This window comes from Ruegeria sp. AH7 (genome assembly GCF_056541325.1).
Genome location: NZ_JBQFYF010000003.1, coordinates 264,178 through 286,971, shown reverse-complemented (window position 1 = coordinate 286,971; position 22,794 = coordinate 264,178). Strand labels below are relative to the sequence as shown.

General features: G+C 60.7%; 16 protein-coding genes. 9 read left to right on the top strand and 7 right to left on the bottom strand.

The features are described 5' to 3' along the window. Positions 1 to 27 precede the first annotated feature (27 nt). The gene (locus tag ACR0JX_RS09640; RefSeq protein WP_480543497.1) at positions 28 to 441 is read right to left on the bottom strand and encodes a group III truncated hemoglobin; all 414 of its coding nucleotides are present in this window, start codon (positions 439 to 441) and stop codon (positions 28 to 30) included. Positions 442 to 594: 153 nt separating this feature from the next. Here ACR0JX_RS09640 and ACR0JX_RS09635 point away from each other — a divergent pair, with 153 nt between their 5' ends. Further along, entirely contained in the window at positions 595 to 1,059 is a 465-nt protein-coding gene (locus ACR0JX_RS09635; protein WP_480543495.1) for a DUF1203 domain-containing protein, read from the top strand. A gap of 20 nt (positions 1,060 to 1,079) precedes the next feature. Here ACR0JX_RS09635 and ACR0JX_RS09630 read toward each other — a convergent pair whose 3' ends face one another. Then, entirely contained in the window at positions 1,080 to 2,021 is a 942-nt protein-coding gene (locus tag ACR0JX_RS09630; RefSeq protein WP_480543754.1) for an ABC transporter ATP-binding protein, read from the bottom strand. A gap of 87 nt (positions 2,022 to 2,108) precedes the next feature. On the opposite strand from ACR0JX_RS09630, the gene ACR0JX_RS09625 reads away from it, so the two are divergent. The 3 genes from ACR0JX_RS09625 (at position 2,109) to polA (ending at position 5,704) form a co-directional block, all read left to right on the top strand. Further along, positions 2,109 to 2,285: a zinc-finger domain-containing protein gene (locus tag ACR0JX_RS09625; RefSeq protein WP_170533977.1), complete on the top strand. Its 177-nt coding sequence runs from the start codon at positions 2,109 to 2,111 to the stop codon at positions 2,283 to 2,285. An 82-nt stretch (positions 2,286 to 2,367) separates the two neighbouring features. Next, positions 2,368 to 2,838, top strand: a complete 471-nt coding sequence (locus tag ACR0JX_RS09620) for a hypothetical protein (protein WP_480543493.1) — start codon at positions 2,368 to 2,370, stop codon at positions 2,836 to 2,838. Between the two features lie 70 nt (positions 2,839 to 2,908). Continuing rightward, the gene (gene polA / locus ACR0JX_RS09615; protein WP_480543491.1) at positions 2,909 to 5,704 is read left to right on the top strand and encodes a DNA polymerase I; all 2,796 of its coding nucleotides are present in this window, start codon (positions 2,909 to 2,911) and stop codon (positions 5,702 to 5,704) included. A gap of 43 nt (positions 5,705 to 5,747) precedes the next feature. Here the strand turns inward: polA and ACR0JX_RS09610 are convergent, their stop codons facing one another. After that, entirely contained in the window at positions 5,748 to 5,978 is a 231-nt protein-coding gene (locus ACR0JX_RS09610; RefSeq protein WP_480543489.1) for a DUF2798 domain-containing protein, read from the bottom strand. A gap of 70 nt (positions 5,979 to 6,048) precedes the next feature. Beyond that, positions 6,049 to 6,804 (bottom strand): hydroxypyruvate isomerase family protein, encoded by a 756-nt coding sequence (locus tag ACR0JX_RS09605; RefSeq protein WP_480543487.1) that lies wholly within the window; start codon positions 6,802 to 6,804, stop codon positions 6,049 to 6,051. A 172-nt stretch (positions 6,805 to 6,976) separates the two neighbouring features. Here ACR0JX_RS09605 and ACR0JX_RS09600 point away from each other — a divergent pair, with 172 nt between their 5' ends. Further along, positions 6,977 to 7,924: a DMT family transporter gene (locus ACR0JX_RS09600; protein ID WP_480543486.1), complete on the top strand. Its 948-nt coding sequence runs from the start codon at positions 6,977 to 6,979 to the stop codon at positions 7,922 to 7,924. Here the strand turns inward: ACR0JX_RS09600 and ACR0JX_RS09595 are convergent. Further along, positions 7,913 to 8,491 (bottom strand): DUF1285 domain-containing protein, encoded by a 579-nt coding sequence (locus tag ACR0JX_RS09595; RefSeq protein ID WP_480543484.1) that lies wholly within the window; start codon positions 8,489 to 8,491, stop codon positions 7,913 to 7,915. The two genes, ACR0JX_RS09600 and ACR0JX_RS09595, sit on opposite strands and share 12 nt — an antisense overlap. Before the next feature lie 64 nt (positions 8,492 to 8,555). Here ACR0JX_RS09595 and ACR0JX_RS09590 point away from each other — a divergent pair, with 64 nt between their 5' ends. The 4 genes from ACR0JX_RS09590 to ACR0JX_RS09575 are packed head-to-tail and all read left to right on the top strand — an operon-like array spanning position 8,556 to position 15,233. Continuing rightward, positions 8,556 to 9,563, top strand: a complete 1,008-nt coding sequence (locus tag ACR0JX_RS09590) for an AAA family ATPase (protein ID WP_480543482.1) — start codon at positions 8,556 to 8,558, stop codon at positions 9,561 to 9,563. Further along, positions 9,560 to 10,435: a DUF58 domain-containing protein gene (locus ACR0JX_RS09585; RefSeq protein WP_480543480.1), complete on the top strand. Its 876-nt coding sequence runs from the start codon at positions 9,560 to 9,562 to the stop codon at positions 10,433 to 10,435. Before ACR0JX_RS09590 ends, ACR0JX_RS09585 begins: the two co-directional genes overlap by 4 nt. Beyond that, positions 10,432 to 13,194, top strand: coding sequence for a DUF4159 domain-containing protein (locus ACR0JX_RS09580; protein ID WP_480543478.1), 2,763 nt, complete (start codon positions 10,432 to 10,434; stop codon positions 13,192 to 13,194). The genes ACR0JX_RS09585 and ACR0JX_RS09580 overlap by 4 nt, the downstream gene beginning before the upstream one ends. Beyond that, positions 13,191 to 15,233 carry a hypothetical protein gene (locus ACR0JX_RS09575; protein WP_480543477.1) on the top strand — a complete coding sequence of 681 codons (2,043 nt, stop codon included), beginning with the start codon at positions 13,191 to 13,193 and terminating at the stop codon, positions 15,231 to 15,233. The genes ACR0JX_RS09580 and ACR0JX_RS09575 overlap by 4 nt, the downstream gene beginning before the upstream one ends. An 11-nt stretch (positions 15,234 to 15,244) precedes the next feature. Here ACR0JX_RS09575 and pbpC read toward each other — a convergent pair whose 3' ends face one another. Both pbpC and ACR0JX_RS09565 read right to left on the bottom strand, forming a co-directional pair. Continuing rightward, entirely contained in the window at positions 15,245 to 17,281 is a 2,037-nt protein-coding gene (gene pbpC / locus ACR0JX_RS09570) for a penicillin-binding protein 1C (protein ID WP_480543475.1), read from the bottom strand. Between the two features lie 36 nt (positions 17,282 to 17,317). Next, positions 17,318 to 22,741 carry an alpha-2-macroglobulin family protein gene (locus ACR0JX_RS09565; protein WP_480543473.1) on the bottom strand — a complete coding sequence of 1,808 codons (5,424 nt, stop codon included), beginning with the start codon at positions 22,739 to 22,741 and terminating at the stop codon, positions 17,318 to 17,320. Positions 22,742 to 22,794 lie beyond the last annotated feature (53 nt).

Genomic DNA, 22,794 nt, shown 5'->3' with positions numbered 1-22,794 from the left:
ACAGTGCAAAGCTGCCATGTCTTCAGATCAACGCAGGATCGGTGGCGCATCCTTGGGCTGACGCGCCGATTGCACGCCAGCCTTCATCCCCACCCCGATGCGTCGCGCCAGGGCGACCCAGGGCGTCGCGGTTTCGGCTGGCAGCATCTGGGCTGCGACCTCTTCGAACAGGTCCAGCCAATGGGCGAACATGTCAGGCTGAACTGCCAGCCGTTCAATATGAACCCGCTGCGGATTGCCGTCATACCCGCGCTCATACAGGATCGCATTGCGCCAGAATGAGGCGATCTTTTCCTCATGCGCGGGCCAGTCATCGACATGCTGTGTAAAAACGGGACCTAGCACCGGGTCGGTTCTGACACGGGCGTAAAAGGCGCACACTTGCGCATTGATCTGATCAGACGTGGCCGGAAATCGCGGCGGCAGAATGGGTCGGGTCATAGTGTTTTGGTCCTAACCAGAATCCCGGCGGTTCTACAGGCGTGGTTTTGTCGCGCTCATCCTTACGGCCAACGGCGACGTGCGATTTGCGCAGGAATCGGGTCGCGCGGCGTGGTCATGATTGGGCATGGTCCGGAAAACCGGAGGATTGATATGTTCAAAATCACTGCATTGCCCACTGACGAAGTCCGCACCCTGCAACAGGGTGGTCCGGATGCCTATGGAGTCACGCCAGAGCACGCTGTTTCAACCGGCGCAGGCAATCCCTGCCGTCATTGTCTGCAAAACATCCCAGAAGGCGCGCCAATGCTGGTTCTGGCGCACAGGCCCTTTGCCGCAACGCATCCGTATGCGGAAACCGGGCCCATATTTTTGTGCGCCGAACCCTGCGAGCGCTATGAAGGGGATGATTTGCCCGAGATTCTGACCAGCTCTCCTGACTATTTGATCAAGGGATACGGGCAGGATGATCGGATCGTTTATGGCACCGGAGCGATCACCCCCACGGATCAGATTGGTGCAAAGGTCAAAGATATCTTTGACCGCCTCGATGTGGCCTATATCCATGTCCGATCCGCGCGCAACAACTGCTATCAAGCGCGGATCGACCGGGGCTAAGGGCTGGTTCTGGGCCGCGCTTACGACGCCCGAGCTTGAGACGAGGTCAGCGCAAGGAACACATCCTCAAGATCTGCTTCCTCGGTGCGCACATCGCGGATGCGGATACCCGCGGCGCGAACGGATTCCAATACCTGCTCGGCACTGGTCTGGGCGCTGCGATATTGCAGTAGTAGGCTGCCATCGTCGCGCAATGCGGCCTCGACCCCGTCAGCAGATGGAAGGTCCGCAACCGGGCTATCGGGCATGATCACCATGGTGCGCCGGTCCATGCGGCCCAGCAAATTGGCGGTGCTGTCCTGGGTGATCTTTTCACCATGATTGATGATGGCGATTTGATCACACATTTCCTGTGCTTCTTCCAGGTAGTGCGTGGTCAGGATGATCGTCATCCCCTGTTCGTTCAGCTTGCGCACATTGGCCCAAAGCATCTGGCGCAACTCGATATCGACACCGGCAGTCGGTTCATCCAGAACCAGAATCCTGGGGTGATGCACCAACGCCTTGGCCAGCAATAACCGCCGCCGCATCCCGCCTGATAGCGTGCGGGCATAAGCTTCGGCCTTGTCGCTGAGGCCGACGAGCTCCAGAATCTCATCGCTGCGGCGTTGGGCCTTGGGCACGCCATACAGGCCAGCCTGCACTTCCAGCGCGCCACGGGGCGTAAAGAACGGGTCCAGGTTCAGCTCTTGTGGCATTACTCCAATGGCGGCGCGCGACTGGCGTGGGTTCTGATCCTGATCGAAGCCCCAGATCGAAACCTTCCCAGAGGTTTTAATCACCAGCCCGGCCAGAATGTTGATCAGGGTCGACTTACCCGCGCCGTTCGGCCCCAAAAGCCCAAAAACCGAGCCGCTGGGAATGGTCAGGTCAATCCCCTTCAGTGCGTACTTCTCGGGCTGGCCCTTGCTTGCCCGATAGGTCTTGCGCAGACCTTCGATCCTGATTGCCGCATCGCTCATGTGGCACTTGCCCCCGGATTGCTCATCGCTCATAAACGCACCTAATGCATGCCCGCGAGGCCGACAACCAGTGAAGGATCGCCAGCCGTGACAATCGAAGCGCCGGAAACCAAGATCGTCGAAACCACCCGCGTCGCTTGTGACGGCGGCGAAGGTGCGCTGGGCCATCCGCGCGTGTGGCTGCAAATCCCTGAAGATACGGGCTGGGTCGAGTGCCCCTATTGCGACTGCAAATATGTTCTGAAAGGCACAGAGCAGGGCTGATTGCCCGTCCAATCGGGTTTCGCCCAAATCTCGCCGTGTTTTTTATGCTATTTCGGTGGCGCATACAGCGTAGGCGAGCGTGATGACCGACATTACACCCAATGACTCTGCCAACCCGATTTTCGGATGGATCGGCTTTTGCATTGCCTCTTTGACGCTGTTTGCTGCCTTGTTCGTCTTTTGGGCTGGACCCTTCGCGCCTCAGCAATCCGCCGGCGTGTCGCTGGGCGAACTGGCGGCTGAAATCGGCAAATCTACCCTGCGATCTGCGGCTGGGCTGGAACAGCCCGAGCCGGTTGCGCGTGCGCGCGATCTGGATGATTTCCTGCAGATCGGCGTGGCTATGCTGGGTGCGCTGGGAGTTGTTCTGTCGGTTGTCGGCCTCCTGCGTCACGAAAGGCGCCGCCCTGCCATCGCCGGGATTGCGGTTGGCGTCGGCGCAATCCTGTTCCAGTTCTTTGCCTTCGCGTTTTTTGCCTTCCTTGGTGTTTTGATCATTATGGCTTTGCTCAACAGCTTTTCGGACGTTTTCAGCGGCCTCTTCGGCGGTTAGCCCAAGTTCAAGACTGGTCACCCGAGCGACCCTGTGGCAGAACCATCTCTGACCGACAGGGAGCGTGCGCATGAGCAATTTCGGAAAAGGGTGTCACCTGCATCTCATCGATGGATCGGCCTTTATTTTCAGGGCCTATCACGCGCTGCCGCCACTGACCCGGAAATCGGATGGTCTGCCGATCGGGGCGGTTTCGGGCTTTTGCAACATGCTGCAAAAATATGTCGAGGGGAACGATGGCCCGGATGCACCGACCCATGTGGCGGTGATCTTCGACAAGGGCTCTCACACCTTCCGCAATGACCTCTATGACCTGTACAAAGCCAATCGTGAGGCGATGCCCGAGGACCTGCGCCCGCAGATGCCGCTGACCCGCGAGGCGACAAAGGCCTTCAACATCGCTTGCAAAGAGTTGGAAGGGTATGAGGCTGACGACATCATAGCCACTCTTGCCGTTCAGGCACGTGAGGCTGGCGGACGTGTGACTATTGTGAGTTCCGACAAGGACCTGATGCAGTTGGTCGGCGGCGGCGTGGAAATGCTGGATGCGATGAAGAACAAGCGCATCGACCGGGACGGGGTAATTGAGAAATTCGGCGTTGGCCCGGAACGAGTGGTCGATGTACAGGCACTGGCCGGGGATAGCGTTGACAACGTACCCGGGGCACCGGGAATCGGCGTCAAAACGGCAGCCTTGCTGATCAACGAATATGGTGATCTGGAAACCTTGCTGGACCGTGCGGGAGAGATCAAACAGCCCAAGCGCCGCCAGACCCTGATCGAAAAGCGCGATCAGATCGAGCTGTCGAAGAAGCTGGTGCAGCTGGATGAACAGACCCCTCTTGATTTCACGCTCGATGATCTGGAAGTGAAGGACCCTGAGGCCGACGTCTTGATGAGTTTTCTGGCTCAGATGGAGTTCCGTACGCTGACCAAGCGCATTGCGGATAAACTGGGCGTGGACTCGCCAGTAATCCCCGATGCTCCCGCGGCCGAAGCAGCGCCCGAAGTCGAAGCAATGCCATTTGACGCCTCGAAATACGAATGTGTTCGGGATGCGGCTGCGCTACAAGTCTGGGTCGACCGGGCCTATGAAACCGGCTGGATCGCCGTTGATACGGAAACCACCGGCCTGAACGAGATGATCGCCGATCTGGTCGGCATTTCGCTTTGTATCGAAGCAGGGGAGGCCTGCTACATCCCGCTGACCCACCGCGACGGATCGGCGGATGATCTGTTCGGCTCGGATGCGCTGGCCGAGGGGCAGATGCCGCTAGATGAGGCTCTAACACTGCTGAGACCGCTGTTCGAGGACCCCTCGATCCTCAAGATCGGGCAGAACATGAAATACGATGCCAAGATCTTTGCGCGCTATGGCATCGATATCGCTCCGATCGATGACACGATGCTGATGTCCTACGCCATGCATGGCGGTGAGCATGGACATGGGATGGATACTCTGTCCGAGCGCTATCTAAGCCATACTCCTATCCCGATCAAACCGCTGCTGGGCTCGGGCAAATCGGCGATCACCTTCGACAAGGTTCCGATTGATGAGGCCAAGGCCTATGCCGCCGAGGATGCGGATATCACATTGCGCCTGTGGAAACTGTTCAAGCCGCAACTGCATCAGGTGCAGGTGACGACGGTCTATGAGACTCTTGAACGCCCGCTGGTGCCGATTCTCAAGGAAATGGAGATGCACGGTATTAAGGTGGACCGCGATGTCCTCAGCCGGATGTCGAATGCCTTTGCGCAGAAAATGGCCGGACTAGAGGCTGAAATTCACGGGTTGGCCGGTCAGAACTTCAATGTCGGCTCGCCCGCACAGTTGGGTGAGATCCTGTTCGACAAGATGGGTCTGGAAGGCGGCAAGAAGGGGAAAACCGGGAAGTACTCGACCGGGGCGGATATTCTTGAGGATCTGGCGACCGAGCATGAATTGCCGCGCCGGGTACTGGACTGGCGGCAACTGTCGAAGTTGAAATCGACCTACACGGATGCGCTGCAGACCCATATCAATCCGGACACGGGCCGCGTGCATACGTCTTATTCGATCACTGGGGCGAACACGGGCCGTTTGGCCTCGACCGATCCGAACCTGCAGAACATTCCCGTCCGGACCGAGGAAGGCCGCCGCATTCGTGAGGCGTTCATCGCCGAGCCGGGCAATGTGATGGTGAGCCTCGACTATAGCCAGATCGAGCTGCGCATTCTGGCACATATTGCCGGGATTGACGCCTTGAAACAGGCGTTTGCCGACGGGTTGGATATTCACGCGATGACCGCGTCCGAGATGTTCGATGTGCCACTGGATGAGATGACGCCGGACATCCGTCGTCAGGCCAAGGCGATCAACTTTGGTGTGATCTACGGCATCTCGGGCTTTGGCCTGGCGCGCAACCTGCGCATTCCAAGGGCCGAGGCACAGGGATTCATCGACCGCTATTTCGAACGCTTCCCCGGTATTCGCGCCTATATGGACGACACCATCGCCTTTGCGAAAGAGCACGGCTATGTGCAGACCCTGTTTGGGCGCAAAATCCACACGCCCGAGATCAACGCCAAAGGGCCGCATGCGGGTTTCTCGCGCCGGGCTGCGATCAACGCGCCGATCCAGGGTACAGCGGCGGATGTGATCCGGCGCGCGATGGTTCGGATGCCGGATGCGATCAACGGGTTGCCCGCCAAGATGCTGTTGCAGGTGCATGACGAATTGCTGTTCGAAGTGTCTGAGGACGGTGTTGATCGGCTGATCGAGGTGGCGCGCGATGTGATGGAGGGGGCCTCGGACCCGGCGGTGAAGCTGGATGTGAAGTTGGATGTCGATGCCGGGCGCGGCGCGAATTGGGCCGAAGCGCACTAGGGCACGCCGCTCATCAGGCCCGATGGGCCCTCTTCGCGACGGATCAGGCCTTGGGCCTGACAGGGCGGTCGACCAGTCGTTTGACGCTCGGTCCAAGGGTCACGATGACGGTGAAGGCGATGGGCCAGCAAAAGGCCCAGGCCGCCATCCAATCCCCAAAGATGCCCGGCCCAAATCCGATGGCCTTGACGGTGGCAATCCCGGTCACGATGCAGGACATCAGTCCTGACATGATCAGGCAGAACATAATATGTGACAGTCGGGCGTGGGTCATCGGTACCATCCGTTCATTCACCGCGCCAAGCTGTGCGATATTTTCGCAGCAAATGCCAGTAACGGGTGTGTTAGCGCGCCATCCATCCCAGCGAGTCCACGGTGCGGGGCGTCGTTGGATTGTATTCGGCGCTGACCCATCCGTCGTATCCGCTGTTGTCGATGGCGTTGAACAGGGCGGGAAAGTCGATCGGGCCATCGCCTGGCTCTGACCGGTTTGGGGTGGCGCCGATCTGGGCGTGGGTCACGCGGTCCTGATATTTCTGCCATATGGCAAGCGCATCCCCATGGATCATCTGCGCGTGGAAGCTGTCAAATTGCAGGCCAATATTGGGACGGTCCACCTGATCCAGCACCTCAGCGGCGAGCGCGTAGTCGTTCAGAATGTAGTCGGGCTGTGACACCGGGTTCAGCGGTTCGATGGTGAACTGCTGGTTTGGCGCAACGTCTGCCGCCCATTGCAAGTTTCGCACAAAACACGCCATCGCCTCAGGCCCCGAGGTGTAACCGGACATGATATGTATCGTCTGAGGGCGCAACAGCTCTGCATAGCGCAGGACGCGCCGGATGTCGGATTGGAATCGCGCCTCGCCCTTCGGCACCGCCGCATAGCCCGGCTGGCCGCCCGTGTAGTTGGGCGGAGGGGCATTGATCAAAACCAGCTCCAGCCCGTTGGCCAGCAAGGCGCGGCGGGTTTCTTTGGCTGCCAGATTATAGGGAAACAGAATCTCGACGGCCTTGAAGCCGGCCTGTGCGGCGGCTTCGAAACGTTCGAGATACGGCAACTCGGTAAAGAGCAGCGAAAGATTGGCGGCAAATCTGGGCATGAGTGGTCCCGTGGTTTGGTCGGCAAACACTAACGGGCGGGTGGTTTTCAGGAAAGAGACTGAAAACGACAGATTGTCGAAAATCGACCAGAACGGCCCCGGCAAATCATCGAAATTCTAGACGACACGGCGAATCATTTTCGAGCGCTGTTTTTTGTGAAGGTTCGATCCCATGGCGATGAGCCCCGACCCCGTGCGCGGGACATCTTTACCTGTGTCTGGTGGGCGCAGCTCGGCCTTGCCAGGCAATGGGCTGGCGGTTGCGTCTATGTTGACATGGGCTGCCGGGTTTCCCGCTGCTGAAGTGTTGTTACACACTTGGCCACCAGTTGCGTTGCTCGTTGCACGATTGGCGCTCGCTGTGGCTGTCATGTTGCCAATTTGGATTCTGATCGATGGCCAATCGCGCGTCATGCGTGCCCGATGGGGTCATGCAATGTTTGTTGGGGGGATGCTTGGCGCCGGCATGTTCCTGATCATTTTGGCGCAAAAGCTGACAGATCCGGTAACAGTGGCCATCATCGCCTCGTGCGCACCGTTGTTTGCCACATTGATCGAGTTGGCAACTGGAACACGGCGGTTACGCTGGAATTTTGCGTTGGGTGTGGTGGTGTCCATCATAGGCGGTCTGATCGCCACCAGTGCGGTGGCCCCGGCGCAGCTGGGGTTGGGCGCTATTTGTGCTGTTGCCTCGACCGGGCTGTTCTGCTGGGCGACAATGGCAACTGCGAGAGATTTCCCCGACCTTAGCCAGACTGGCCGCAGTACCATCACATTTTTTGGCGGATTGATTGTTGCTGTATTGCTGTTCTTTGTCGCGCGACAATTGGGTGTGGACGTCATGCCAACGGCGCAGATCGATGTTCAACAGATCGGAATGCTTGGTATTTATGCGTTGGTTGCAATGGGCCTCAGTCAGGTACTGTTCGTTGGATCCGTTGGGAAGCTGGGCGTTGCATTGGCCTCATTCCACATCAACATAGCGCCTTTCTACGTGATGCTGATCATGCTGATGTTGGGGGATGACTGGAACTGGACTCGCGCGCTGGGCGCAGGGATCGTGGCCGTGGCTGTGGTGCTGGCGCAGGACCGCAAGGTCGCGCGCCGTTTAGTCCGGTAGATCTGAGGCTGAGATTAGCGGAAAGAACTGCCCACCCGACCAGACGCCAAACCAGCCATCATGCTTGGTACCAATATCCACGAGTCGGTAGAAACTTTTGCGGTCAATACGTGCTTCAAGGTTGTTTCGGATCAATACGTAGGGTGCGGGTTCCTCTGTTTCCGCATCGATGACAATGCGGATCGGGTGATCCGGCCCGGCGATGGCCGTATCGCCCACATGGGTGGTAAATGTCAGGTCTTGCGACAGGCCATCCCCTGTCTGGTCGAAGTCGACCGCAAGAAACGGCGCATCCTCGACAGTGATTCCCACCTTCTCGACCGGGGTGACGAGGTAGTATTTGCCGTCTTCTTTCTTAAGAATTGAGGAAAAAAGCTTCACAAGCTCGAACCGGTTGATGGGCGACCCTAAGTAACTCCAAGAACCATCTTTGGCGATCTTGATGTCCAGATCGCCGCAAAACGGAGGATTCCACAGGTGAACGGGCGGTAGACCCTTGGTTTTGGCCGCTTTGACTGATGCAGCCAAACCATCCGGCGAAGGTTTCACGGGTTTTTGTCCGCTCATTGCTTTTGCCATTTCCTCTTAGCGCGATACACTTCATCTATAATAGTCCACGGAAGGGAAAGTCATGACCGAACCTGCCGACCTCGTATCCGAGATCGAAGCGCTGGAAACCAAGTTGCAAGAGGCCAAGGCCTCGATCACCCGCCGCTTCATCGGGCAGGAGAGGGTCGTGGACCTGACCCTGACGGCGCTGTTGTGCGGTGGACATGCCCTGCTGATCGGTTTGCCGGGTCTTGGTAAAACGCGATTGGTCGAGACTCTGTCAACAGTGATGGGCCTGCACGGCAATCGCATCCAATTCACGCCCGATCTGATGCCTGCCGATATTCTGGGGTCCGAGGTTCTGGATACCGCTGATGACGGCAGCCGTCATTTCCGGTTCATTTCAGGTCCGATCTTTTGCCAGTTGCTGATGGCGGACGAGATCAACCGCGCCAGTCCGCGGACGCAATCGGCCCTGCTTCAAGCAATGCAAGAGCGGACTGTCACCGTGGCGGGCGAGGATCGCTCACTCGGGACACCATTCCACGTGCTGGCCACGCAGAACCCGATTGAGCAGGAGGGCACCTATCCGCTGCCCGAGGCGCAGCTGGACCGTTTCCTTGTTCAGGTCGACGTCGAATACCCAGATCGTCAGACCGAGCGGGACATTCTGCTGGCCACTACAGGCGTCGAAGAAGATGATGCGCATCAGATTTTCACCAAAGAGGAACTGCTGGCGGCGCAAGTCCTGTTGCGTCGTATGCCGGTGGGAGATTCGGTTGTCGAACTGATCCTCGATCTGGTTCGCGCGTTCCGCCCGGATGAAGCGGGCGTGTCCGAGCGGGTCAAGGAAACCGTTGCTTGGGGGCCCGGCCCTCGTGCGGCGCAGGCGCTGATGATGACAGTTCGAGCGCGGGCCATGCTTCAAGGGCGTTTGGCGCCGAATGCCGAAGATGTATTGGATATGGCCCGCCCGGTGCTGAGCCACCGGATGGCACTGAACTTTGCGGCGCGGGCGCGAGGTGACAGCTTGTCAGACCTCATCGAATCCACCGCCGCCGGTCTGATCCGAACCGAGGCTGCGGCGTGAATGCTGCGCTGACCCTTCGAGAACGATCTGAGGCCGAGGCGTCCCGGCTGCCGCCGCTGTTGGCGCGCGCCGAACATCTGGCCGGAACCGTTTTATTGGGCGACCATGGTCGGCGGCGATCAGGTATGGGCGATGATTTCTGGCAATACCGCCCTGCTCAGATCGGAGATAGCCGCCGGATGATCGACCATCGCCGATCAGCGCGAGGGGACCAGCAATTTGTGCGGGAGCGCGAATGGCAGATTGCGCAATCGGTGATGCTGTGGGTCGATCAGGGCGCGTCAATGCGGTTTGCTTCTGATAAAGGCTTGCCGACGAAATCGGACAGGGCGCGTCTGTTGGGTCTGGCTACGGCTATCTTGCTGGTGCGCGGCGGTGAACGTGTTGGGCTAACGGGGACGACCTTGCCGCCCCGACGCGGCAATGCGCAGATCATCCGCTTGGCTCAAGCCTGGTCCGAGGATGATCAGGCAGACTATGCCCCGCCTGAACACCGTGCCATGATCCCGCATGCGCGTGCGGTGTTTATCTCGGATTTCCTTGGCCCGATGGACGAGGTTGAACTGGCGCTGACCAAAGCCGCTGACCGCGGTGTACGCGGTGTGATCTTGCAGGTGCTGGACCCAAGCGAGGAAAGCTTTCCTTATCTCGGCCGTACCATTTTCGAAAGCGTTGGTGGAACAGCCCGCCATGAAACACTAAAAGCCGGAGACCTGCGCGATCGCTATCTGGACAGATTGGCGCAGCGCAAGGATGCGTTGACCCGGCTGTGCCGCGCGACGGGGTGGCAGTTGGGTCTGCATCACACCAGCGATAGCGCGCAGGCGGCGCTGCTTTGGCTCTATCGCGCGTTGGACGGGGGCACGCGATGACGGTTCTGGCGGGCATCGGCTTTACCGCGCCATGGGTGCTGTTGGGTCTGCTGACCTTGCCGATCCTGTGGTTGATCCTGCGTGCCGTGCCCCCCGCGCCGATCCGGCGCTTGTTCCCGGCGGTGACATTGCTGCTGGGGTTGAAGGATGACGAGAGCGTCTCGGACCGCACCCCGTGGTGGCTGCTCTTGTTACGTATGCTGGCAGCGGCAGCGATCATTATTGGATTGGCGGGTCCGGTCCTGAACCCTTCACGCGATGAAACGGGCACCGGGCCTTTGTTGCTGGTGTTGGATGCCAGCTGGGGCGGGGCTACACGGTGGTCCTCGACGCTTGACCAGATCGATGCGCAATTGACCGAGGCGGGCCGCTCAAGCCGTCCTGTCTCGATCCTGCGATTGACCGAACCGGAACCGCCCGTGTTTCAGGCGGCAGAGGCATGGCGCAACCGCCTGCCCGGCCTGGTTCCCAACCCATGGCAGCCGACTGAGGCGCAGATCGAACAGGTCATAGCCGGGCTGGATCAGGTCGAGGGAGGATTTGACACGCATTGGTTCAGTGATCGGCTGACCTATGACGGCCATGAGGGTTTGGTGTCAGCGCTGCAATCGCGCGGTGACGTGACAGTTTACCAATCCCCATCGGATGCATTGGCCATCCTTCCGGCGGCCTATCAGGATGGTGTCATTCAGATCACGGTGTTGCGGGCCGAGCCGGGCCCCGAGGAAACCGTGACCATTCTGGCGCAGGGCCGTGACCCTGCGGGCACCGCGCGCGTTCTACAATCTGCAGAAATGGCTTTTGAGGCAGGCGCGACTGAGGCGCAGATCGAACTTGCTCTGCCATCGGAACTGCGCGCTCGGATCACTCGGTTCGAGATTCAGGGCCAGAAATCGGCAGGGGCCGTCACGCTGACCGATGACAGCCTGCGCCGGCGCGAGGTCGCGCTGATTGCCGGAACGGTGAACCGCGAAGGGCTGGAGCTGCTGTCGCCGCTACACTATCTAACCCAAGTTCTGATCCCCACGGCGGATTTTGTCGAGGGTGGTTTGCTAGAGGTTCTGCCTGCAAACCCGGATGTGATCGTTCTGTCCGACGTGGCGCAGATGTCCGACACCGAACAGGCGGGTCTGATCGACTGGGTCGAACAGGGTGGCCTGTTGCTACGCTTTGCCGGACCGCGCATGGCAGCCAGCGATCTGGGCCGCGACGAAGAGGACACGTTGCTGCCTGTGCGCCTGCGCAGCGGTGGGCGCACTGTCGGCGGCGCGATGAGTTGGGGCGAGGCCAAGACACTGGCGCCATTTCCAGAAGCGTCGCCCTTTTACGGGCTGCAGATACCCGGTGACGTTGTCGTTTCGACCCAAGTCATGGCACAACCTGACCCTAACTTGGCGGATCGGGTGATTGCGTCGTTGTCGGATGGCACGCCTCTGGTCACCCGCAAGGCATTGGGATTGGGGCAGGTGGTTCTGTTCCATGTGACCGCAGATGCTGAATGGTCCAGCCTGCCACTCTCGGGTCTGTTCGTGGAAATGCTGGATCGTCTGGCGGTGGCCTCAGCTGCAAAGTCACGGCAGGTGGATCAGTTGCAAGGCACCACGTGGGAGCCTGTGCAGATCATGGATGGGTTCGGCACATTGTCAGATGCGGGCACCCTGGCGGGTGTGGATGGTGTTGAACTGGTCTCTGGTCAAATTGGTCCCGATATCCGCCCCGGTCTTTACGAAAGCGGCAAGCAAAAGCTGGCGCGCAATGTGTTGGCCGAGGATGCAACCCTGCGCCCGGTTGTCTGGCCCGCTGGTGTTCCGATCAAAGGACAGGAAGTAACGACCGAGACGCCATTGGGTGGTTTGCTGCTCAGCCTTGCGCTGATCCTTTTGACCGCGGATGTGATTGCCTCGCTTGCCCTGTCAGGCCGGTTGGGTCTGGCCAAAGCAACGGCTGTAGCGCTGGGGGCGCTGCTTTTGGTGCCCGAGGCGCAGGCGCAAACGCCGGATGATACGGATTTCGCTCTCGCCGCCACACAAGAATTGGTTCTGGCACATGTTCTAACCGGCGATGCGCGGGTGGACGACATCGCGCAGGCAGGCCTGCGCGGCTTGGGGCAAACGCTGTTCTTCCGCACATCTGTGGAGCCGGCAGAGCCGTTTGGCGTGGATCTGGAACGCGATGAGCTGGCCTTTTTCCCATTGCTCTATTGGCCGATCACCCCCGATCAGTCGCAACCTTCAGCCGAGGCCTATGCCAAGCTGAACGCTTATCTGCGGTCAGGCGGCATGATTCTGTTCGATACGCGCGATGCGGATATTGCCGGGTTCGGCGCGTCCAGCCCAAATGGGCGCAAGCTGCAACAGCTGGCCGCCCCGCTAAATATCCCGGCGCTAGAGCCTATTCCCCGCGACCACGTCCTGACCCGGACCTTCTATCTGTTACAGGATTTTCCGGGCCGCTATGCGGGCACTGAGGTCTGGGTTGAAGCTGCGCCGCTGGATGCAGAACAAATTGAGGGGATGCCCTTCCGTAACCTCAATGACAACGTGACGCCGGTGGTGATCGGCGGCAACGACTGGGCCGGGGCCTGGGCGGTGGACCGCAACGGGCAGGCGTTGCTGCCGGTGGGACGCGGTTATGCGGGCGAGCGGCAGCGCGAACTGGCCAACCGCTTTGGGGTCAATCTGGTGATGCATGTGCTGACTGGAAACTACAAATCCGATCAGGTCCACGTGCCTGCTCTGCTGGACAGGTTGGGACAATGACCGGAACCGTCATCTTTGATCCGCTGATACCATGGCCCGTGCTGGCCGTTGTTGCCGCGATTGCGGTCTGCGGGATCGTTCTGGCCCTTTGGCGCGGCCTGTCCGGTTGGGCGCTGCGCGGCTTGGCCGCTCTGGTCGTGATCGCTGCTCTGGCCGGTCCGGTGTATCAGGTCGAAGATCGCGCGCCGCTGACCGATATCGTTCTTATGATCGAAGATGAAAGCGCCAGTCAGACACTCTCAGATCGTGCGGATCAGACCGCCGAGGCCGCTGAGGCGCTGGCCGCCGAGATCGACTCGCGCGACAATACCGAGCTGCGCCGCATCCGTGTTGGCGACGGGGATGGGGATGAAGGCACGCAGGTGATGGCCGCGGTGAACACGGCGCTGGCCGAAGAACCGCGTGCGCGGATTGCCGGTATCCTTGTGGTCTCGGATGGGATCGTGCACGACGTCGATCAGGCGCCCGACCTGCCTGCACCGATGCATCTGCTGCAAACCGGGCGCGAAAACGATTGGGACCGCAGGCTGATCGTCCGCAACGCGCCTGCCTTTGCTATTATCGGCGAACCTGTAACACTGACTTTGCGGGTCGAAGACAGTGGCGCCGCACCGGTCGGCGCTGCAAATGCACCGCTTGAGATTTCCGTCGATGGTGGCGAGCCACAGCAGTTCACCATTCCAATTGGCATGGACGTGGAACTGCCCATCACGCTGCCCCATGGCGGGCGCAATGTCATCCAGTTCACGGTCCCAGAGGCCGAAGGTGAGTTGACGGATCGCAATAACACTGCGCTGATCCAGATGAATGGTGTCCGTGATCGGCTGCGCGTGTTGCTGGTGTCGGGTGAACCGCATCCGGGCGGTCGCACCTGGCGCAACCTTTTGAAATCAGACAGTTCCGTTGATCTGGTGCATTTTACCATCCTGCGCCCACCGGAAAAGCAGGATGGCGTGCCGGTCGATGAACTGTCGCTGATCGCCTTCCCGACCCGAGAGCTGTTTCTGGAAAAGATCAACGATTTCGATCTGATCATCTTTGATCGTTACAAACGACGCGGCATCTTGCCCGCGATCTATCTGGACAACGTGACCGACTATATCAACGATGGCGGTGCAGTGCTGATTGCAGCGGGTCCTGATTTTGCCACGGCGGACAGTATCTTTCGCTCACCGCTCGCGTCGATCTTACCGGCGCAGCCAACCGCGCGTGTGATCGAAGAACGCTATGTGCCTATGGTCAGCGATCTGGGCCACCGGCATCCAGTCACCACCAATCTGGGTGATTCCGAGGATTGGGGCGCATGGCTGCGTCAGATCGACGTGAAACATCGCGAGGGTCAGGTTTTGATGACGGGGGTCGAGGACCGCCCGCTGTTGGTTCTGAACCGGGTGGGTGAAGGGCGCGTTGCCATGCTGGCTTCGGATCACGCCTGGCTCTGGAGTCGGGGGTTCGAGGGCGGCGGGCCGCAGCTGGAACTGCTGCGCCGTCTTGCCCATTGGATGATGAAAGAGCCGGAGCTGGAGGAAGAGGCGCTGTGGGCCGAGGCCAATGGCCAGTCGATGCGCATCATCCGTCAGACCCTCGAAGAAGAGGTTGGCCCGGTGACAATCACCCGCCCTAATGGCGAAACGCTTGAGATGACACTTGATGAGGTCACGCCCGGTCGGTTTGAAGCGCAGTATTTCGGGCCTGAGATTGGTCTTTATCGCTTGCAGGAGGGCGACCTAATGGCTGTGATCGGGCTGGGCCCCGCCGCACCAAAGGAGTTTGAGCAGACCATCGCAACGGGCGACGTTTTGGAACCAGTGATTGATCAAATGCGCGGCGGCGCCATCCGCTTGGAGGATGGTGCACCTGCGGTCCGCAATGTCCGGGCCGGGCGACCGGCAGCCGGGCGCGGCTGGATCGGTCTGACGCCGCGCGAGGCGTATGAAACGCGCGATGTTACCCAGGCCGGGCTGCTGCCCCCCTGGCTGGTGCTGCTGCTTGCGGGTGGGTTCCTGTTGGGCGGCTGGCTGCGCGAAGGTCGCCGGTAAGGGTTCACACCTTAATCGACCTGGATCGAGACCTGATCAGACGCGCCGCGTGCATCTACCACCACCAAGTGTGAAAAACCGCGACCGGGATTTGGGATATCAAACTCTCGTTGCCGTTGATCTGTCAGCACCGGAACCCCATCAGCCAACAGGGAAAACGGGCCAACTCCGCCGCGCAGTTTGACGGTCAGGGGGGCTCCGTTCGTCTCTAACACGGCGTTGTTGGGCGGAAATACCAGATCAGGCGCGCTTGGATCTTTCTCAAACGCGGCGCTGCGCGGTTGGAACCGTTGCAAAGGTTGGGGCAATTCAGCCGCGCCAAGGATCAATGTGGATGGCGGCGGCGGGCGCAAGGGCGTGGGGGCGGGTTTTAGATGCCCGAAGGCTTCAAACAACAAGGGGGCCGCCAGCTCTCCGCCAAAGGCGCCGGGCACCGGGGTGCCATCAGCACGGCCCAACCAAACCCCGATGACATGCTGCCCGTCAAATCCAATCGCCCAAGCGTCACGATGCCCATAAGATGTGCCGGTTTTATAGGCCAACCCCTGCGCAGCAGCACCGGAAGGGGGTGTTAGCCCGGAAAGGATGTCGGCCAACTGCCACGCGGCGACATCTGACAGGGTGCGCGTGGTCTGTGCCCGGCTAGACAGCATATCGTGATATAGAACTGGCCCCTGACCCCCTGCTGCGAGCGTCGCATAGAGCTGTACCAGATCCCGCAGGCTGAGCCCGACGCCGCCCAGCGAGATCGCCAAACCCGGAGCTCCGCCACTCAGTTTCGGCTGCGTTCCGGCATCGCGCAGGGCGGCCATGACGCGGGCGGGGCCCAGTTCATTGGTCAGCCGCACGACAGGGATGTTCAATGACAGTTGCAGCGCGTCGCGCACCCGGACATCACCACGAAACATACCGTCGAAATTGCGCGGGGCGTAGTGTCCGAACATCACCGGGCTGTCGCTGATCAGGGTTTCAGGATGGGCCAGCCCCTGATCGAATGCCATGCCATAGATCAAGGGCTTGAGCGTCGATCCGGGCGAACGCACCGCGCGGGTCATATCGACAAATCCCTGCCGCGCGTCCTGATAGCCTGCTGATCCGACCGAGGCGAGTATGTCACCGCTGCGATGATCTGCCACGATCAGCGCGCCCGAGATACGCGGGCCCGCTTCAGAGGCCGTTTGGGCCACCAATCCCTCTAGCCGGGATTGAAGGCGCGCATCCAGGGTCAGATCGTGGGTCCGGGCCTCGGGGCGCGTGCGTAACGCGTGATCGGTCAGATGCGGCGCATGGCGCGGGAAAGGGCGCATCTGCGTGGGAACCGCTTCGATCAGCGCCGCCTGCATGTCGTCTAACGATAACACCCCTTGCCGTTGCATCCGATGCAAAACGCGATTGCGGGCTTTTTCCGCATTCGTATTTGCCCGATCCGGCCGGCGGGTTTCAGGCGCTTGCGGCAGGGCCACCAGCAGGGCGGCTTGCGCAGCCGTCAATCGCGTCGGGTCTTTCCCGAACCACGCGCGCGCGCCTGCGCGAATGCCTTCCAGATTGCCGCCGTAGGGCGCGTGGATCAGATAGAGGTCCAGAATCTGCTGCTTGGTCAGACGTTGTTCGAGCGCCAATGCGACCCTAACCTGGCGGAGTTTGCCGCTCCATCGCCCGGTTGGGCCATCCTCGATCAGCCGCGCAACCTGCATGGTCAGGGTCGATCCGCCTGAGACTGCGCGGCCATTCCAAAGCGCCTGCCCCGCTGCGCGTATCATCGCAGCTGGATCGACGCCGGAATGAGACCAGAACCGCTTGTCCTCATACCTGATCAGCATCTCGACAAAGCGAGGATCAACCGGGCCGGGCTGCATCCGCCAGATGCCATCCTCGACCGGGAAGGCGCGCAGCAAAGCGCCATTGCGGTCCAGCATCTCGACCGAGGTTTCGGTCAGCACCGGGGGCAGGATGGTCGCGTCTACCCAGTCCGCTGCTCGATCTCGCGCAAAGGCGGTCAGGTAGAGCGCACCAGCCAACGCCATTAGCAATGTGGCGCGTCTAGGCATCTCGGTGCCTTGCGTTTTGATATGCTTGACGCGGGATCACTTAACTTCGACCCGACCCGTCTCGGTCCGAGCACGGTTTTGCGGGCGATACATGTCCTCGACCGATGCTGCCGGGTGGTGGAAGGTGCCGGGCGTGACCGCGCGGGCCACATAGGCCAGCGTCACAGTCTCGCCGCCGGACAGATCAACAGCCGCCAGGAAACGGTCCGAGCGGAACTCGGTATGTCTGGCCTCTGACAGGTCCAGCCAGTCCAGCGCCCGCACATCTCCCGAACGCAGCAGGCTTGGATTGTCGATCTCGATACCGGCGGCCAGCGGATCATCCACCATCAGCCGCGCCCCGCCGTTTTCAAAGGGCGTGACCGTCAGAACGGTGACGAACCGGTCGCCAGTGGTGAACGAGTTCGGATCAAGCGGATCGCCATCCATCGAATAATAGGACCGGTTGATTGCATAGCCGGTGCCGCCAGCCTGCGGCGGCGTGGTCGGGATGCCGGTGACGGTCAGGGTGATGTCTGTTGGGTTCGCGTCGGTGGCGGTGATGTTCAACTCATCCGCCAGCACGCTTTCCAGAACCTGAACAAATGGGCCTGAGACCGGAGCGCCATTCACACTCAACCCAGACCCGGACGGGTCCGAGACCAGCGCATGGGCGGCCAGCAGCGACCAAGAGGCCTCTTGCGTGGACAGATACTGCCTGCCAGCGCTGACACGCTGGATCAGGGCGTTGCGGTCCACCGCCTGACTGCCCGTATTCACCGCAAGCGTCAGCAGACCGGCGGCATCCCGCAGAGTGGTGCCATAATCGGCGCGCCAGCGGGATTGCCCTTGTTCAGGTCGTTGGTCCAGCATTTGGGCCGCGCGGGTGAACATGGCATCCGCTCGGGTCTGATCACCGTACGACGCCAGAGCCGCCCCCAATTGCGCTGCGGCCAGCGGAGTGTCGAACGCGTCCCCCTTGGCGTCGGCATAATACCGCAGGTCTCCCATCGAGGCCGCTCCTTCGCGCGCCAGTACCATCAGAGCGTAGGCAATGTCCTGACCACCCTTGTCGAAGTCAGGGGCATAGTTGATGCGGTTGCGCAGGTTATCCATGGCCTGTGCAAAGGCCCGGTCGGGTACTGCGTGACCTTGTGCACGGGCGCGCGACAGGAAGTCGGTGACATAAGCGTCCAGCCAGAAATCCCCACTGTTTGCGCGCCAGAGGCCGAAAGCACCGTTCGATGATTGCCGCGTCAGGATGCTGCGGATCGAGTCGTTGATGCGCTGATCCACCAGCGGCCCATCGCCCAGCCCGGTCGCCTGCGCGACCGATGACAGATAGAGCAGCGGCAGCGCCTTGCTGGTGATCTGCTCGGTGCAGCCATAGGGGTAGCGGTTCAACTGATCCAATAGGCCGGGCGTGTCGAACCTCGCCAAAGCGCCTGCGGAGAGGATCGCCTTGGCCGATCCCGGTTGGAAGCCGTCAAAGACATCCTGCGTCAACAGGAAACTGTCGCCCTCACCCAGCGAAAACCGCCGTGTTTGAGCCACAACGGGGTCGTTCGCGCGGATCGGCATCCGCAGGGTCTGTTCCAGATCACGTCCATCCGGCGTCGAGATAGCCACGTTGATCTCCGGGTCTCCGACCGCTAAAGCGAGGATGGGGATTTCGAATGACGCCTTGCCGCCGTCGTCCAGCACAAAACTGGTGGGGGCATTGCCCATTTTCAGCCCGGCAGAGGATGTCAGCCCCAACGCCATTTCGCCTGAGGGGCCACCGGCATGCACGATCTCCAGCAGCATCCGGCTTTCATCGCCGGGGGCCAGAAAGCGCGGCAGGCTGGCGGTGACAACAACCGGGTCACGGACGATCATCTCGGCTTCGGCTTGTCCCACGGCAGCGTTCGACCACGCCACCGCCATCAGGCGCACGGTGCCGTTAAAGGCAGGCAAGGGGATGTCGATCTCGACCTCGCCGTTGGCGTCGACCTGAACCGGCCCGCTGAACACAGCCATCAAGTCCTGTGTCGGCGGTGGGGATTGCCGCCGCATTCCCGAACTGTCCCCGCCCGAACGCACGGTTCCCAGCGCGCCGTTCATCCCGTCGATCAATCGGCCATAAACATCACGCAGATCAACGCCCAGACGTCGCTGGCCAAAATAGTAGCCCTGCGGGTCCGGGCTTTCGAACCCGGTGAGGTTCAGGATGCCCACATCCACAGCCGCTAAAGTCAGCCATACGGGGTCATCCTCGCCCGCATTTCCGACCCTAATAAGGGCTTTTTGCGTTTGCCGAGGTGAGGTCACACTAGGCACGTCAATTGATACTTCCAGTGTACGGCCCACCGGTTCGACCGTTGCATGGGCCACGCCCATGGCGCGCGCAGGGTTCTGGCCAGCGGCGACATCCATCGGGCGGATCACTGTTGCGGTGACATAGGCGCCTGCGCCCCAGTCCTCGGTCACCTCAAGCGGGATCACAGACTCACCTTCCGGCACCTCAACCATCTGGCGATGGATCACACGGTTTGACAGAACCTCAATCTGCGCCACACCGGCCATGTGCGGGACGATGCGCAGCTGCGCGGTTTCACCGGGGCGGTAGCTGTCGCGGTTCAGCGACATGTCCAGCCGGTCAGGCGAGACCGAGGCATCGGCCGCCCGATACCAGCCCGCAGAGAACTCGACCGCCGTTTCCGCGTAGGCACCATCCAGGTGCTGGACGACCAGCTCATACTGACCCCAGTCGACAGGTTGTGTCAGGTTTATTGGGTCTGTTGTCGTCTCAATCTCACCTGTGGCGATGCGCGTGCGGTGCGTGGTCGGTTCCCAATTCCAGTTGCCATAAAGCTGATACCACTGATAGCGGGTCTCAACCTTGTTCAGCGTCCAGCGCACGCGCATGGGTTCTGGTGTCAGGTTGGGCGACAATCCAACGATCTGAAACGCGGCCTCGGCGCCTTGTTGAAGAACATCGTCAAACAGCGGGCGCACTCCGACCATGGCCTGTGCAGACTGAACAGGCGTGGTCAGGCGGCGCTCTACCGGGCGGCCTGAGCCATCGGTGAGACGAGCAATAACCGCAGCTTCAAGCGGTGCGCCATCAGTCTCTAACACAGGGATTTCCACAGCAATTGTGGCTTGCCCCGCCGCATCCGTGTGGGCGTCTCCGAAGTAGGTGCTGCGGGTTGATATCTCGGCATCATAGCGGCCAAAGCGAAAGTCCTCATAGCCGGGAACGGTGTCAGCGGGGCGGGCGATGACCTGACCATCGATGCTCAGGTCCGATCCCGGTGCGCCGAACAGATAGCGAGCGTCGATCTGCAAGGGAGGCGTGTCGCCCGGGCGCAACGGCGCATCCGGCAGCGACAGGTCAAAGTCGATGCGTTCCGGCAAAAAGTCTTCGACCAGAATGGTCTGGCGGGCCAGTGCATCGCCTTTCGGGTCAGATTTGACCTCGATTTTCCACGCCCCACGCGGTACATCTGCGGCAACGGGCAGGGCAAAGACGTGCCCACCAGCAACCCCGCCATCTGAGACGGCGCGTCGATATTCAACCCCATCCGGGCGAGACAGGATCACTGTCAGCGGCAGGCCGTCAATCGCCTGCGCGGTGCTGTCCCGCGACAGGGCGGTGACATGAATTACCTCACCGGCGCGATAGGCTCCCCGGTCGGTGCTCAGGAACACATCGACGGGTCCGGCGGGTGCGCGCCCCTCGACCCCGCGATCCGACAGGTCAAAGGCAGGGTCGGTTAGGGACAGAAAGCTGAAATCCGCGTCGCCATTGGATACCATAACCAGCGCTGGCGCGCTGCCGCCCGTACCGCGTGTCAGACCGGGTTCGAACCGAATATAGCCGCCGCCATCGGTCTGACCTTTGGCAATCACCGCATTGGCGTTTGAGATCAGCGAAACATCGATCCCCTCCCTCGGCATGGCGTCTGCCAACCCGCGCACGGTGACATGCAGCCCATCGGTACCCAGCGCGGTGCTGATCCCCAGATCGGTCAGCACGAACCATTGGGTCGCGCCGGGATCGTCATAGGGATCAGCCCCCGGTACGCGCGCTGTTAGCGCATAGATTCCGGCTGGTTGATCGGCAATCGCTTCAGCCATGGGCAGGCGGGCGGTCATGGTCTGGTTCAGCTGGTTCGCAACTTCGGCGGTTCCGCTCCAGACATCCTCGGCGATTTCATCCGAGAACGCCCGTTCCTGCCACTCGCTGAGCGGACGGCCAAAGAAATCCTGCTGCACCGCGCGGATCAGGTTGCGGTCACTGACGCGCCGCAGGGTCAGGTCCAGCGTCGGCGTGTTGACGGTTTCAACCGGCAGCGCGGCATCTGCGGCCTTGGGCAAAACATAACTGCGGCCCGGAAACCGAACCGATGGCGCGCGGTCTCGCACATAATGCGTCAGCTCAACCGTGCGGTTCAGAACCTCTCCGGATGCGGCAGGAAGCCCCTCACGCAACGCAAGGCGATAGCGCTGACCGTGGGCCACGCCATCGACGCACAGGGATTTGCCGTCCAGTTGAACCACCAGCCCCTCATCGCTGCGCTGCACATACGGGTCATAGTCGACCCCGGCCTTGACCAGAGGCTCGGAAAATTCAACGCAGATGCGCGGCGCGGCGGCGTTGCTTTTAACGGTACTGTCGATGACACGAAAGCCATACTTTCCAATGGCGTCGTCCAGAGCGGCCAGTACATCCTCGCGCGGTTGCACCTGTTCGGCCAGCCGCAGGGCCGAGACCATATCGCGCCCGCGATCCACGGCTTCTAGCGCGTCAGCGAGTGTCAACAAGGCGGCAATCTGGGTGCCCGGTGCATCGGCGCGGAGATATCCGTTGATTGCGGCATCGACCGCGCGTTGGCGCTGTTCAAATCGACTGCCATTCGCAGGCGGTTTGGCGACCTGCAGCAACCGGGCATATTCGACCCACAGGTCCGGCGCGTCGCTAAGCGATACGGCGGCCCCCGTCCAGAGCATCGCCAAGCGATTGTTTTCGGCGGTTCGCGCCGCCTCCAGCAAAGTCTGCAGATCACGGCCCCCCGCGTTGTGAGTAAACCCCAGGTCCCGGGCCTGTTTTGCCGCTCGGTTAAGGTCTTTCTGACTAAGGAATTCCAGCGCCTCAGTCCGCGTTTTCCCCAATATTAGGATCTGATCCGAGGTTGGAACTTTCTGCGCTGATAAAGCGCCCTGATACTCTTCCTGTCGGTTGACGCCGCTTTTGGGAAAACAGGCATCCGACCGGGTGTTATAGGTAAAGGCCGTACAGCTTTGATTGGCCGAGCAGGCCCGAATGCAGGACGCCAGATCTGTATCGAACAGCGCATCCAGATCCGAGCCATAGAAATCAGCATCCCGCGTGGTGACATAGCGAAATTCAGGAATTGCGGTTTGGGCAAAGGACGCTATCGGCAGGATCAGGAACGAAATGATGTAAGCAATTGAAATCAAAACAAAGCGGTGCATGACGACCTCCTATTCCAACGTAGCCTCGCACGCGGCCTGCCAGTCACGCAACG

Bases quoted from the DNA above. Each gene is read 5' to 3' on its own strand.
- ACR0JX_RS09640 (WP_480543497.1), bottom strand. From the start codon at position 441: ATGACCCGACCCATTCTGCCGCCGCGATTTCCGGCCACGTCTGATCAG.
- ACR0JX_RS09635 (WP_480543495.1), top strand. From the start codon at position 595: ATGTTCAAAATCACTGCATTGCCCACTGACGAAGTCCGCACCCTGCAA.
- ACR0JX_RS09630 (WP_480543754.1), bottom strand. From the start codon at position 2,021: ATGAGCGATGCGGCAATCAGGATCGAAGGTCTGCGCAAGACCTATCGG.
- ACR0JX_RS09620 (WP_480543493.1), top strand. From the start codon at position 2,368: ATGACCGACATTACACCCAATGACTCTGCCAACCCGATTTTCGGATGG.
- polA (WP_480543491.1), top strand. From the start codon at position 2,909: ATGAGCAATTTCGGAAAAGGGTGTCACCTGCATCTCATCGATGGATCG.
- ACR0JX_RS09610 (WP_480543489.1), bottom strand. From the start codon at position 5,978: ATGACCCACGCCCGACTGTCACATATTATGTTCTGCCTGATCATGTCA.
- ACR0JX_RS09605 (WP_480543487.1), bottom strand. From the start codon at position 6,804: ATGCCCAGATTTGCCGCCAATCTTTCGCTGCTCTTTACCGAGTTGCCG.
- ACR0JX_RS09600 (WP_480543486.1), top strand. From the start codon at position 6,977: ATGGCGATGAGCCCCGACCCCGTGCGCGGGACATCTTTACCTGTGTCT.
- ACR0JX_RS09595 (WP_480543484.1), bottom strand. From the start codon at position 8,491: ATGAGCGGACAAAAACCCGTGAAACCTTCGCCGGATGGTTTGGCTGCA.
- ACR0JX_RS09590 (WP_480543482.1), top strand. From the start codon at position 8,556: ATGACCGAACCTGCCGACCTCGTATCCGAGATCGAAGCGCTGGAAACC.
- ACR0JX_RS09580 (WP_480543478.1), top strand. From the start codon at position 10,432: ATGACGGTTCTGGCGGGCATCGGCTTTACCGCGCCATGGGTGCTGTTG.
- ACR0JX_RS09575 (WP_480543477.1), top strand. From the start codon at position 13,191: ATGACCGGAACCGTCATCTTTGATCCGCTGATACCATGGCCCGTGCTG.
- pbpC (WP_480543475.1), bottom strand. From the start codon at position 17,281: ATGCCTAGACGCGCCACATTGCTAATGGCGTTGGCTGGTGCGCTCTAC.
- ACR0JX_RS09565 (WP_480543473.1), bottom strand. From the start codon at position 22,741: ATGCACCGCTTTGTTTTGATTTCAATTGCTTACATCATTTCGTTCCTG.